The following is a 13,090-nucleotide window of genomic DNA, read 5'->3' as shown; positions in this document are numbered from 1 at the left end:
AACGGGCTGCGAAAAAACGGCAACACCCGGGAAACACCCCGGAAAAACCCTCCGCCTACGCTGGGTGCAACAAGCACGACGGCCACACCACAGGCCACCAGCGAAAGGGCCCACCATGTCCAGCGTCACCACTCCTGATTCCCAGACCCGGCCCCGGATCGTCATCGCCGGGGCCGGTCCGGCCGCCCAGGCCCTCGTCCGGCAGCTGACCCGGACGCCGTTCGCCGGCGGCATTACGGTGCTGAGCAACCGCGACGACGCCCCCGCCGAACTCCTCGAACTCGCCGCCCTGCCGCAGGTTTCGCTGCGCTTCGGCCAGCCCGTCAGCTACATCGACCCCGACGGTCAGCGGGTCACCACGGCGGACGGTCTGGAGTTCACCTACGACCAGCTGGTCATAGCCACGGGCTCCTCCCCGGCAGGAGCGCCCCTGGAGGGCGCCGGCCGCTGCCTCAGCTACTCCACGATCGACGACGCCAACGGCCTCGGCGAAGCCGTCAAGGACGTCACCCGGGTTCTCGGCAGGCGTCCGCTGGGTATCCTGGTCGGCACCGGAACGGCCGCCGGACAGGCTGAAGCGGTGCTCCGTGCCAGGGGTGTCCGTCCCGTCCGCACCACGCTCCGGCCCGCCGCCGTGGTTCCCAACCTGGCGGGTTCCATGCTTCCCGCCGCCGGTGTGATCTTCGAAGACGGTTCCAGCATGAACGGGGATCTGGTGGTCCTCGCGGAGGAACGCATTGCCCGCGATGCCCTCTCGGTGAGCGCCGGGCTGAAGACCGCCCCGCGGGGCGGCATCGTGATCGGTGAGGATTTCCGCACTTCAGTGCCCGGGATCTGGGCCATCGGGGATGCCGCCGTGTTCGACGGCGTCCGGCTGGGACTGCTCGTGGCCGCCGCCTCGGCTGCCTCGGTCTGCGCCTCGCAGCTGCTGCGGGCCACGCTGTCCGAACCGCTCGCGGACGCGGCCTAGCCGCTCCCCCGGAGGCGGGTTTGGGGCCGCCGGCGCAGGTTCGGCGTTGTGGCAAGATGGACACCGAGAAGCCACGAAAGGGACCACCATGAGCAACGAAGCCACCACGGCCGCCGGCAGCACCACCCCCGCTACGCCGGATGCCACGGCCGGCACCGGCAACATCGCCTCCTTTATTGACCACACCCTGCTCAAGCCGGAGGCCAGCGAGGCCGAGATCCTCAAGGTCTGCGCCGAGGCCGCGGAGTACCGGTTCAAGTCGGTCTGCGTCAACCCTGTCTGGGTCAAGACGGTCAAGACCGCGCTCAAGGGTTCCGGTGTGCTGACCTGTTCCGTGGTCGGCTTCCCGCTGGGCGCCACCCCGAGCGATGTCAAGGCTTTCGAAGCCCGCGGCGCCGTGCTGGATGGCGCCGAAGAGGTGGATATGGTGATCAACATCGCCGCTGCCCGCGCCAACGACAAGGGCGCCCTGGTCGATGACATCACCGCCGTCGCCGAGGCCGTCCACGAAGGCGGGGCGATCCTGAAGGTGATCATCGAGACCGCCCTGCTGGACGATGCCCAGAAGGCACTGGCCTGCGAGGCTGCCGTGGAAGCCGGCGCTGATTTCGTGAAGACCTCCACCGGCTTCAACGGCGGCGGGGCCACTGCCGAAGACGTTGCCCTGATGCGCCGCACGGTTGGCCCGGACCTGGGCGTCAAGGCCTCCGGCGGCGTGCGTTCCCTCGCGGACGCACAGGCTATGATTGCTGCAGGTGCAACACGTATTGGCGCCAGCTCCGGAATCGCGATCGTCAAGGGTGAACAGGGTTCGTCCGCGTACTGATCTGTTCCGGCAGCCGCCACAGTTTTGAGCCCCACGGGGCCGAGGAGGAACGAATGTCCAGCAAGATCCAGCAGACCGAGCAGACCCCGCAGACCGAGAACAGCCTCGGCTCCACCATCGTCATCTTTGCCGTGATGCTGGGCCTGTTCCTCGCTTCCGTGTACTCCCTGTCATTCCTGACGCTGGGCAACCCATGGCCGATGGCCGCCTGCCTGGCGCTGTTTGCCGCTTCGTTCTGGATTCCGCAGACGATCCTCGGCCGCTCGGACTCGGCCGGCGAAAGCTAAGCTGCCCGCCCCCACGCATTGAATGGCTGAAGCTCCGGATTTCCGGAGCTTCAGCCATTTGCTAGCTTCCGGTCAGCCGGCCGAACAGGCTGCTGAGCAGTCCCGTCCCCAGCGCGACGGCGGCAGGAAAGTGCGCCTCCGCCAAAGCCAGTGCCGCCCCGAACATGCCGATCATGGCGTACGCGCTGACCGGGATCAGCACAAGCCATTCCCGCCGCGAACCGGCCCGTCCCAGCAGCGGGATGGAAAACGCCCCGTTGGCTTTCCAGACGTCCTTGACCAGTGGCAGCTTCCGCAGCAGCCTCGGCGGCTTGATCACCAGCGGCCAGAGCAGCGGCACTCCCCCGGTGGTGATCATGTCCCCGATGATGTGGACCAGCACGCCGGTGAGCATCGAGACCGGCAGCCAGGTCCACTGGTGCGGCGCGAACCACGTCACCAGCCCGGCCATGGCCAGGGCGAAGACCCAGTTGCTGATCCAGCCGTAGTTCGGGAAAAGCTTCAGGGCTTTGGCCGCAATGTTGATCAGGAACATGCACAGCAGGCCGGCGCCGAGGGACAGGAGTCCCCAGTCGGTCTGCAGCTGGACCTGACCGGCCATCGCAGCGAGCAGCACGAAGCAGGCCGCCCCAAGCAGCGAGTGCGTGCCCTGCCGGTGCCCGCCGCTGGCGTTCTCAATGCCGACGGCGATCACGTTGGACAGCGGCGGCAGCGAGTGCGCCACCGTGCTGGAGCGGTGGTCCCAGTCACAGACCAGGGCCGTCCCCGCCGTCGCCATCCCGCCGATCACGATCCCGGTGGCATCCAGCGGGTACCAGCCCAGGGTGTACGGCCCGGTCGAGGCAATAGCCACCCACGCCGCGGCTCCCGACGCGGCGTGGTGTCCTCCCATCATTCTTTTACTTCACCGCCAGCGGGGCATCAGAGAAGATGTTGCGGATGACGCCGTTGGCCCACTCGAGGATCTCGGCGTCCTGCAGGTCCCGGCCGCCGATCCGGGCGGTCTTGGGCTTGGGAATGAGCACTGCGTCCAGCGCAGGCTTGGCCTGGGCCCCCGGGTACATCCGGGTCAGGCGCATGAGCTTGGACTCCGGCAGCTGCGCGGGCGAGAACTTGATGAAGTTGCCCTGCAGGGCGACGTCACTCAGCCCCGCCTCGCGGGCGCCCACCCGGAACCGGGCGACGTCGATCAGGTTGGTTGCGGGCAGCGGCAGTTCGCCGTAACGGTCCACCAGCTCCGCGAGGACCTCGTCGATCGCCTCGTAGGTGATGGCGCCGGCCAGCTTGCGGTAGGCCTCCAGCCGCAGCCGTTCGCCGGGCACGTAGTCGTGCGGCAGGTGCGCGTTGACCGGCAGCTCGATTTTCATCTCGGCGGCCTTCTCCTCCGCCTCGCCCCGGTACTCGGCCACGGCCTCGCCGACCAGCCGGATGTAGAGGTCGAAACCGACGCCCTGGATGTGGCCGGACTGCTCGCCGCCGAGCAGGTTGCCGGCGCCGCGGATCTCCAGGTCCTTCATCGCCAGCTGCATGCCGGCGCCGAGCTCGTTGTGCGTCGCGACGGCCTTGAGCCGCTCCAGCGCCACCTCGCCCAGCGGCTTTTCCGACGGGTAGAGGAAGTAGGCGTAGGCCCGTTCACGCCCGCGGCCCACCCGCCCGCGCAGCTGGTGCAGCTGGGAGAGCCCGTACTTGTCCGCGCCGTCCACGATCAGGGTGTTGGCGTTGGAGATGTCCAGGCCGGTCTCGATGATGGTGGTGCAGACCAGGACGTCGAAGCGCTTTTCCCAGAAGTCCACGATGATCTGTTCCAGCCGGCTCTCGGACATCTGCCCGTGCGCCACCTCCACCCGGGCCTCCGGGACCAGCTCGCGGATCTTCGCCGCCGTGCGGTCGATGGTGGACACCCGGTTGTGCACGAAGAACACCTGGCCTTCGCGCATGAGCTCGCGGCGGATCGCGGCGGAGGTCTGCTTGTCCGTGTACGGGCCCACGTAGGTCAGCACGGGGTGGCGTTCCTCCGGCGGGGTGGCCAGGGTGGAGGTCTCGCGGATCCCGGTCAGGGACATCTCCAGGGTCCGCGGAATCGGGGTGGCACTCATGGCCAGGACGTCCACATTGGTGCGCATCTTCTTGAGCGCCTCCTTGTGTTCGACGCCGAAGCGCTGCTCCTCGTCCACGATCACGAGGCCGAGGTCCTTGAAGCCGAAGTCCTTGGACAGCAGCCGGTGCGTGCCGATCACCACGTCAACGGAGCCGCTCTTGACGCCCTCGGCCGTTTCCTTGGCTTCCTTGCCGCTCTGGAAGCGGGACAGCGGCTTGACCACCAGCGGGAAGCCGGAGAACCGTTCGGTGAAGGTCTCGTAGTGCTGCTGGGCGAGCAGCGTGGTGGGCACCAGCACGGCGACCTGTTTGCCGTCCTGGACCGCCTTGAACGCTGCCCGGACCGCGATCTCGGTCTTGCCGTAGCCGACGTCGCCGGAGATGAGCCGGTCCATCGGGATCTCACGCTCCATGTCGGCCTTGACCTCGTTGATGGTGGTCAGCTGGTCCGGTGTCTCCACGTACGGGAAGGCTTCCTCCAGCTCCCGCTGCCACGGGGTGTCCGCGCCGAAGGCGTACCCGCGGGAGGCCATTCGGGCCGAGTACAGCCGGATCAGCTCGCCGGCGATCTCCTTGACCGCCTTGCGGGCCTTGGACTTGGTGCTGGCCCAGTCCGCGCCGCCCATCTTGCTCAGCGCCGGGGTGTCCCCGCCGACGTACCGGGTCACCTGGTCCAGCTGGTCGGTGGGCACAAAGAGCCGGTCGCCCGGGGCTCCACGCTTGGACGGGGCGTACTCCAGGACCAGGTATTCGCGCACCCCGTCGCCGCCACCGGCCACCCGGCGTTGGATCAGCTCCACGAACCGGCCGATGCCGTGCTGTTCGTGCACCACAGAGTCCCCGGCCACGAGCTGGAGCGGATCCACGGCGTTCCGCCGCTTGGACGGCATCCGGCGCATGTCCTTGGTGGAGCCGGCGGAGGTCCGCCCCAGCAGGTCGGCCTCGGTCAGCAGCGCCAGCTTGAGCGGATCCAGGACAAAACCGCGCCCGACGGCGGCGGTGGTCACTTCGATCAGCCCGGCCTGCGGTTCGTCGTCGAGCGTCTCCACCCGGGCACAGGGGATGTCGCTGTCGTGGAAGAGTTCCGCGAGGCGCTGCGCCGGGCCCGGGCCTTCCGTGACCACGACGATCCGCCACTGGTCCCGGACGCGGGAGCCGATGAACTCCATCATTTCGGCGACGTCGCCCTGGTAGCCGCGGGGTTCCCGGGCGTGCAGGTTGAGCACGTCGACGTCGGGCAGCAGCTCTTCGTCGGTGGCCAGCGAGGTGATGGACCACCAGGAAACCCCGTGCGCGAGGGCCGCGGAGCGGGTTTCGGTCAGTGAGCGGAAGCTGGCCGAATGCAGGGCTTCGGACGCCGCGGAGCTCAAATCTAGAGGCGCCGTGCCGCCGTCGGACGCCGTGGACCACGCGGCCTCCAGGAATTCCTCGTTGGTGGCGGCGAGGTCGTGGGCCCGGGTGCGGACCTTCTCCGGCTCGATCACCACAGCGATGGAACCCGCCGGGAGCTGGTCCAGAAACGGGACCATGGCGTCCACCAGCACCGGGGCCAGGGATTCCATGCCCTCGACGGCGATGCCGCCGGCAATCTTCTCCAGCATGTCCGTGGCGGCCGGGAGCTGGGACTTCAGCGTCGCGGCCCGGGACATCACGGAGGGGGTGATCAGGATTTCGCGGCACGGCGGGGCATGGAGTTCGGTGGGATGGTGCAGGCCGTGGGCGGTCAGCGAGCGCTGGTCGGCAACGGCGAACCAGCGCATCTGGTCCACCTCGTCGCCGAAGAACTCCACCCGGATGGGGTGGTCCTCGGTGGGCGGGAACACGTCGAGCATGCCGCCGCGGACCGCAAACTCACCGCGGCGGGTGACCATGTCCACCCGGGCGTAGGCTGCGTCGGCAAGGCTCTTCACGACGCTGCTGAAGGGAGCCTCCTGGCCCACGGTCAGGGTGACCGGCACCAGTTCGCCGAGGCCCGCGACGATCGGCTGCACGACGGCGCGTACCGGGGCCACGACGACGCGCAGGGCGCCGCTCGAGGAAGTTTCGGGGTGGGCGAGCCGGCGCAGCACCGACAGGCGCCGGCCGACGGTGTCTGAGCGGGGTGAGAGCCGCTCGTGCGGGAGGGTCTCCCAGCTGGGGAACTCGGCGACGGCGTCGGCGGGCAGGAAAGCGCGCAGCGCCTCGGTCAGGTCCTCGGCTTCGCGGCCGGTTGCGGTGACGGCGAGGACCACCGGCGCCGCGCCGGCTGCCTCCTTCGCCGTTTCGCTCAAGCCGTCAGCCATTTCCGCGAGCAGGACCGATCTCATCCCGGCGGGAGCGCTGATCTGATAGTCCTCGCTGCGGGCGGGGAACCCACGGGCCGCCTCCGCCTGGATCCGGGCATAGTTCCGGTCTTCGGCGAGGACACGGCGCAGACCGGTGAGAGAGGGGCCGTTGAGGCTCATAGCTGTTGCTCCTGATGGGATCACGGGGTGCAGGCAACACGAATACCCGAAATTCGTGAGAATCCCGGGTGTTCCAAGCCTACAACGCGGCCACTAGGCTGGCAGAACGGGGCGGGGGTCGCAGCAGTCCGCAGCCGCCGCCGCTTCGAATCGCAGGTATGCGCAATGACAAGGAGCCTCCCATGAACGGCACGCCCCAGGCCCCGGACCCGAGCCCGCAGCCGAAGACCGTGCTGGTCACCGGCGCCACCGGCTACATCGGCGGCCGGCTGGTCCCGCGGCTGCTGGAGGCGGGGCACAACGTCAAGGTCCTGGTCAGGACGCCGGCCAAAATCGCCGGGGTGCCGTGGCTGGAGCAGGTGGACGTTGTCGAAAGCAGCCTCGACGACGGCGCGGCGCTCCGCGAGGCGCTGGACGGCGTCGACGTCCTCTACTACCTGGTGCATTCCATGGCGACCGGCTCAGGGTTCGAGTCGAAGGAAAAGGCAATGGCCGAAACCGCCGCCACCGCCGCTGCCGCTGCCGGTGTGGGCAGGATCGTCTACCTCGGCGGCCTGCACCCGAGCAACACGGAACTGTCCACCCATATGAGGTCCCGGGAAGCGGTGGGCAAGGTCTTCCTCGACAGCCCGGTCGACGCCGTCGTGTTCCAGGCCGGCGTGGTCATCGGCTCGGGTTCGGCCTCGTTCGAGATGATCCGGCACCTGAGCGAGACCCTGCCGGTCATGCCGGCCCCGAGCTGGGTGCGGAACAAGATCGAGGCCATCGCGGTGCGCGACGTGCTGCACTACCTGCTCGGTGCCGCGTCGCTGGACGGCACCATTGACCGGACCTTCGACATCGGCTCACGCCAGGTGCTCAGTTATGCCGGGATGATGAACGAATACGCCGCCGAGGCCGGACTCCCCCGCCGCTGGGTCCTCGCGCTGCCCGTCCCGGCCCCCAAGCTGGCCGGGCTGTGGGTGGCGCTGGTGACACCGATTCCCCTGTCGATGTCCCTGCCGCTGGTCGAGTCGCTGCAGCACGACGCCGTCTCGCGGGAGCACGACGTCGACTCCTACATCCCCCAGCCGGAAGGCGGCCTGACCCCCTACCGGCGGGCGGTGGCCCTCGCCCTGGGCAAGGAGCGCGACGGACAGGTGGAAACCACCTGGTCCAGCGCCGGCGCCGATGCCGATCCGCTTCCCTCCGACCCGGACTGGGCCGGACACCGCGTCTACCTCGACGAACGCACCTACACCAGCACGGTGGATCCCCAGCACGTCTGGACCATCATCGAAGGCATCGGCGGGCGCAACGGCTGGTACTCGTTGCCCCTGGCCTGGCGCGTCCGCGGCTGGCTGGACAAGCTCACCGGCGGAGCGGGCCTGCTGCGCGGCCGCCGGCACCCGCACCTGCTGGCCGAAGGCGAAGTGGTGGACTGGTGGCGGGCCGAGCGGATTGAGCGCGGCCGGCTGCTCCGGCTGCGCGCCGAAATGCGGGCGCCGGGCCGGGCCTGGCTCGAACTTTCCGTGGAGCCCGACGGCAGCGGCAGCCGGTACCGCCAGCGCGCGATTTTCTTCCCGAAGGGCCTCAGCGGACGGCTCTACTGGCTGGCCGTGTTGCCGTTCCACAGCCTGATCTTCCCCGCGATGTCAAGGAATATCACGGCCGCCGCACGGGACCTGCAGGCCCTCGAATCGGAGTCGGCCGGGCGCACCCCGTAGGATATTGGGAGCCCGAATCGTCCGGACCAACAGCTTTGGAGACCCCATGCCCTTGAGTGCATCCACCACCCTGCCCCACAGTGTTGACCGCGTCACCGCCGTTTTGGTGAACGAGGAATTCCTGCGCCACACGAGCGAATACGTCGGCGGCACGCTGGAATCCTTCTCCGTGGACGGCGACACCGCCGGCGCCTTCGTCACCACGATCGTCCGAACCATCCCCACCACCCGGATGCCCGACATCGCCCGCAAGTTCGTCGGCGAGAGCCTGAAGGTCACCCAGGTCGAAACCTGGGCAGCCCCCGCCTCGGACGGTTCGCGGCAAAGCAGCATCTCGATGAAGGTCGCCGGCGCCCCGCTCGACGTCAACGCCGTCCAGCGCCTGGTGTCCGAGGCCGGCAGCACGCGGATCGAGCTCGAAGGCACGGTCACGTCCTCCGTGCCGTTCCTGGGCGGCAAGATCGCCGAAGCCGCCGAGCCGATGGTCGGCAAGGCGCTGAACATCCAGTCGCAGCAGGCCCAGGCCTGGCTCGAAAGCCACTAGCAGCGTGGAGCTTCCCGCTTTTCCGGCAGTCGTCCTGATCGTGGCCGGTGTCTGGTCCCTCGTCGTCTGGCCGCAATTCCTGCGCCGGGTGATGAAGGACCCCCGGGCCCGCGACGCCGGCGGCAAAGCAACCCGCTTCCTGACCGTCCACGTGATCCTCGTCAGCATCTCCATGGTGCTCGGGGCGGCGACGGCGGCAATCGGGATCGCCGGCCTGCTCACCTAGGCGGAACCGCCGCGGCGCAACGGCGCCACGGCGTCCGCGGCGTCGCGGCGTCCGCGGGCGCTACACTCAGGGAAACGCCCGTGAACTACCGAAAGGCGCTGCCGATTGCGATCCCGCCGCCGCGTCGCCAGGTGGGAGTTCCTGGCCTACGCGATGATCCTGGGCGCCATAGCGCTGTGGCCCACGCCTGTGGACCGCGCCGGGGCCGGGCTGCTGGTCAAGGCGCTGAAGGACCTGCACCGACGAGGGATGCCCGGCTGGATCGACTACGCGTTTGTTGAGTCGGCGTCGAACGTTCTCCTGTTCGTCCCGCTGGGCGCCCTGGTGGTCTCGATCCTCGGCAGGCGCTACTGGTGGGCCGGCGGGGCCGCCGGTTTGGTGCTGTCCGCCGCGATCGAGCTCGCCCAGTTCGTTTTCCTGCCGGCCCGTTACCCCACCCTGCTCGATGTCGCCGCGAACACCGCGGGGGCAACCTTCGGCTGCCTGCTCATGCTGCTGCTTCTGACTCTCCGCAAGCCCGTGCCAAACTCGCCTCCACGACGTAACCTTTGATCACACCCTTTGCGGGAGGACCACGGGATGCGGATATCGGTTATCGGCTGCGGGTACCTTGGCGCAGTGCACGCTGCGTGCCTGGCGAAACTTGGTCATGAGGTGGTAGGCATCGACCTTGACGCCGGCAAAGTGGCGCAGCTGTCCGCGGGGAAGGCGCCGTTCTACGAACCTGTACTGGATGAGCTGCTGTCCGCCCTCGAGGAATCGGGGTGTCTGAGCTTCACCACGGAGATGTCGGCCGCGCGCGGATCCCAGATCCATTTCATCTGTGTGGGCACTCCGCAAAAGCGCGGCGAGAACGGCGCGGACCTGCGCTTCGTCGATGCCGCGGTGGAGTCTCTGGCCGCCCAGCTGTCCCCCGGCGACATCGTCGCCGGCAAGTCGACCGTCCCGGTGGGAACCGCCGCCCGGCTGGCCGAAGTCATTGCCGAGGCGGAGCCTGGCGCCACGCTGGTTTGGAATCCCGAATTTCTCCGCGAAGGCCATGCCGTGACCGACACCCTGAACCCGGACCGGCTGGTGTACGGCGTTCCGGACGGCAGCGAGGACCATCCCGCGGTGGCCATCCTGGACCAGATCTATAAGGCGCCCCTCGCCAACGGGACCACCCGGCTGGTCACCGATTACGCCACGGCGGAGCTGGTGAAGACCGCAGCCAACTCGTTCCTCGCCACCAAGATTTCCTTCATCAACGCGATGGCCGAGGTCTGTGAGGCCACCGGCGCGGATGTCACACGGCTGGCCGACGCGATCGGCCTCGACGAACGGATCGGCCGGAAGTTCCTCAACGCCGGCATCGGGTTCGGCGGTGGCTGCCTGCCCAAGGACATCCGGGCTTTCATGGCCCGCGCCGGGGAGCTGGGCGCGGACCAGGCCCTGACTTTCCTGCGCGAAGTGGACGCCATCAATATGCGGCGCCGGACCCGCGTGGTCGAGCTGACCCGGGAACTCTGCGGCGGCTCGCTGATGGGCCAGCGCATCGCGGTGCTGGGCGCCGCCTTTAAACCAGAGAGCGACGACGTCCGCGACTCGCCGGCGCTAAGCGCCGCGGCCCAGCTCCAGCTTCAGGGCGCCGTGGTCACCGTTACCGACCCCCAGGCCCTGACCAATGCAGCCAAGCGCTTCCCGGAGCTCCCGCTGGAACCGGATCTGGAAACCACCCTGCGCAGGGCCGATGCCGTGCTGCTGCTGACCGAATGGGAGCAGTACCGCGAACTGGACCCGCACACCACCCGGGCCCTCGTCTCGGCTCCGCGCATCCTCGACGGCCGGAACGTCCTCGACCCGGCCAAGTGGCGGGCCGCGGGATGGACGTACAAGGGCCTCGGCCGGCCCTGAGCCGGACCGGAGGCGTAGGCCTCAGTTGGAGACGGCCTGTCCGAGCGCGTCCTCCGCGGCGACCCAGGAGAGCATGGCGCACTTGACGCGGGCCGCGTACCGCGCCACGCCCTCGAACGCCGCGGCGTCGCCAAGGATTTCCGGATCCGCGGCCACCTTGCCGCGGGAGCGCAGCACCTCACGGAAACTGCCGATGACGGAACGGAACTCCTCGGCGGCCATGCCCTCGGCCAGGTCCGTCAGCACGGAAGCAGACGCCATTGAGATCGAGCAGCCATCGCCGTCCCAGCGCAGTTCCCTGACCTTGCCGTCCGCGACGGCCACCCGGACGGTAATTTCGTCGCCGCACACCGGATTGAGCTGATGGGATTGGCCGCTGCTCGCACCGTCGGGGACCGTGGTCCCGGCGAGCCCGCTGCCGTGCCGGGCCTTGGAGTGCTCCAGGATGATTTGCTGGTACAGCTGGTCGAGACTCATGTACTGCCGTCCTCAGGCTTGGAAGTAGCCGCGGACATCGGCGACGGCGTTGAGAAACGCGTCCACATCGTCCGTGGTGTTGTAAAGGTAGGTGCTGGCGCGGGTGCTGGCCGTGAGGCCCAGCCGGCGGTGCAGGGGCTGGGCGCAGTGGTGCCCCACCCGCACGGCAATCCCCCGGCTGTCCAGGAACTGCCCGACGTCGTGCGCGTGGACGCCGGCGACGTCAAACGCGGCCAGGCCAATCCGTTCCTGGCCGGCGGCCGGGCCCAGCACGCGGATTCCGGGGATGGATTCCAGGCCCGCCACGAGCCGCTGCCCGAGCTCGAACTCCCAGGCGTGGATCCGGTCCACCCCGGTTTCGCTCAGGTAGTTCGCGGCGGCAGCAAGCGCCACGGCCTGGGAGATCTTCTGGGTTCCGGCTTCGAAGCGCTGCGGGCTGGGCAGGAATCCGGCGCGCTCCATGGTGACGGTGGTGATCATGGAACCGCCGGTCAGGAAGGGCGGCATCGCGTTGAGCAGCTCGGACTTGCCGTAAAGCCCGCCGATCCCGGTGGGAGCCAGCATCTTGTGCCCCGAGAAGACGGCGAAGTCCACGTCGAGTGCCTTGACGTCCAGGGGCAGGTGCGGCGCTGACTGGCACGCGTCCAGCACCACGAGCGCCCCCGCCGGCCGGGCGAGGGCAACCAGCGCGGCGACCGGGTTGATGGTTCCGAGGACATTGGAGGCATGAGTGAAAGCCAGGATGCGGGTCCGGCTGCCGATGATGCGGCCCGCGGCGTCCAGGTCCAGGGCGCCGGCGTCGTCGACCGGAATGTGGCGCAGCGTGGCTCCGGTCCTTTCCGCCAGCTGCTGCCACGGGATCAGGTTGGCGTGGTGTTCCATCTCGGTGACCACGATCTCGTCGCCGGCGGAGAGGGCGAAGCGCGCTGCTTCGGGGGCGGCGCCGGGCAGCGAGGCGTTCAGGAAGGAGTAGCTGAGCAGGTTCAGTCCCTCGGTGGCGTTCGAGGTCCAGATAAGTTCGTCCTGTTCGGCTCCGATGAAGGCCGCGACCGACTCCCTGGCGTCCTCGAAGGCTTCGGTGGCCTCCACCGCCAGGTGGTGGGCGCCGCGGTGGACCGCCGAGTTCCGCTGTTCATAGAATTCCTGCTCGGCTTCCAGCACGCTGAGCGGGTTCTGCGAGGTGGCACCCGAATCCAAGTACACCAGGGGCCTGCCGTTGACGGTCTGGCTCAGGATCGGGAAGTCATTGCGAATCCTCAGGACCTCCTCGTTTCCCAGCGCTGTGGCTGAGCGGAGGAGGTGGGCTGGTGTGGCAACCATGGGGATAACTCCTGGATCGGCGTACGGCTGCGGCGCACGCAGCCCGCCGGCCGGAAGGCGGGCCGGGCTATTACGTCACGCAGATTAATCCTAATTATCCCATGCGTTGGAGATTGCCCGGCGCCGCGCCGGATGGGTGGGGCGGAACAGGCCGGACGCTTAGGCCAGCCGGGTCCGAACAGCAGGGCGCCCCAGCGGGTAACCCGCTGGGGCAGACCGGTTAAGGGAGCCGGCGGCGGCTGGGGGGAGAGCCTCGGTCTCAGAAGGCTCTGACGCCGCCGGCTCCGACCTTGGGGCACA

Annotated in this window: 12 protein-coding genes; 8 read left to right on the top strand and 4 right to left on the bottom strand. The window is 68.7% G+C overall.

What is annotated here, in order from left to right; translation table 11 throughout:
* Window positions 1–115: 115 nt before the first annotated feature.
* The 3 genes from OM977_RS05925 (at window position 116) to OM977_RS05915 (ending at window position 2,083) form a co-directional block, all read left to right on the top strand.
* Window positions 116–970: an NAD(P)/FAD-dependent oxidoreductase gene (locus tag OM977_RS05925; protein WP_264356589.1), complete on the top strand. Its 855-nt coding sequence runs from the start codon at window positions 116–118 to the stop codon at window positions 968–970.
* 88 nt (window positions 971–1,058) lie between these two features.
* Window positions 1,059–1,796 (top strand): deoxyribose-phosphate aldolase, encoded by a 738-nt coding sequence (gene deoC / locus OM977_RS05920; protein WP_264356588.1) that lies wholly within the window; start codon window positions 1,059–1,061, stop codon window positions 1,794–1,796.
* A gap of 53 nt (window positions 1,797–1,849) precedes the next feature.
* Window positions 1,850–2,083, top strand: a complete 234-nt coding sequence (locus tag OM977_RS05915) for a hypothetical protein (RefSeq protein WP_264356587.1) — start codon at window positions 1,850–1,852, stop codon at window positions 2,081–2,083.
* Between the two features lie 61 nt (window positions 2,084–2,144).
* Here OM977_RS05915 and OM977_RS05910 read toward each other — a convergent pair whose 3' ends face one another.
* A complete protein-coding gene (locus tag OM977_RS05910) occupies window positions 2,145–2,978 on the bottom strand; it encodes a metal-dependent hydrolase (RefSeq protein WP_264356586.1) in 834 nt (277 codons plus the stop codon).
* A gap of 4 nt (window positions 2,979–2,982) precedes the next feature.
* On the bottom strand, window positions 2,983–6,624 hold the full coding sequence (gene mfd / locus OM977_RS05905; protein ID WP_264356585.1) for a transcription-repair coupling factor: 3,642 nt from the start codon (window positions 6,622–6,624) through the stop codon (window positions 2,983–2,985).
* 182 nt (window positions 6,625–6,806) lie between these two features.
* On the opposite strand from mfd, the gene OM977_RS05900 reads away from it, so the two are divergent.
* The 5 genes from OM977_RS05900 (at window position 6,807) to OM977_RS05880 (ending at window position 10,993) form a co-directional block, all read left to right on the top strand.
* Window positions 6,807–8,330, top strand: a complete 1,524-nt coding sequence (locus OM977_RS05900) for an SDR family oxidoreductase (protein WP_264356584.1) — start codon at window positions 6,807–6,809, stop codon at window positions 8,328–8,330.
* Window positions 8,331–8,376: 46 nt separating this feature from the next.
* Window positions 8,377–8,874 carry a DUF2505 domain-containing protein gene (locus tag OM977_RS05895; RefSeq protein ID WP_264356583.1) on the top strand — a complete coding sequence of 166 codons (498 nt, stop codon included), beginning with the start codon at window positions 8,377–8,379 and terminating at the stop codon, window positions 8,872–8,874.
* A gap of 4 nt (window positions 8,875–8,878) precedes the next feature.
* Window positions 8,879–9,100, top strand: a complete 222-nt coding sequence (locus OM977_RS05890) for an SCO4848 family membrane protein (RefSeq protein WP_264356581.1) — start codon at window positions 8,879–8,881, stop codon at window positions 9,098–9,100.
* Window positions 9,101–9,205: 105 nt separating this feature from the next.
* Window positions 9,206–9,652, top strand: a complete 447-nt coding sequence (locus OM977_RS05885) for a VanZ family protein (protein ID WP_264356580.1) — start codon at window positions 9,206–9,208, stop codon at window positions 9,650–9,652.
* 27 nt (window positions 9,653–9,679) lie between these two features.
* Window positions 9,680–10,993 carry a UDP-glucose dehydrogenase family protein gene (locus OM977_RS05880; RefSeq protein WP_264356579.1) on the top strand — a complete coding sequence of 438 codons (1,314 nt, stop codon included), beginning with the start codon at window positions 9,680–9,682 and terminating at the stop codon, window positions 10,991–10,993.
* Between the two features lie 21 nt (window positions 10,994–11,014).
* Here OM977_RS05880 and sufU read toward each other — a convergent pair whose 3' ends face one another.
* Together sufU and OM977_RS05870 are read right to left on the bottom strand one after the other, a co-directional pair.
* A complete protein-coding gene (gene sufU / locus OM977_RS05875) occupies window positions 11,015–11,470 on the bottom strand; it encodes a Fe-S cluster assembly sulfur transfer protein SufU (RefSeq protein WP_264356578.1) in 456 nt (151 codons plus the stop codon).
* Between the two features lie 12 nt (window positions 11,471–11,482).
* Window positions 11,483–12,796, bottom strand: coding sequence for a SufS family cysteine desulfurase (locus OM977_RS05870; RefSeq protein WP_264357318.1), 1,314 nt, complete (start codon window positions 12,794–12,796; stop codon window positions 11,483–11,485).
* Window positions 12,797–13,090 lie beyond the last annotated feature (294 nt).

Source organism: Pseudarthrobacter sp. MM222, from assembly GCF_947090775.1.
Lineage (GTDB): Bacteria > Actinomycetota > Actinomycetes > Actinomycetales > Micrococcaceae > Arthrobacter.
The sequence above is the reverse complement of the archived record's forward strand: the minus strand, read 5'-3'. Positions and strand labels throughout refer to the sequence as shown.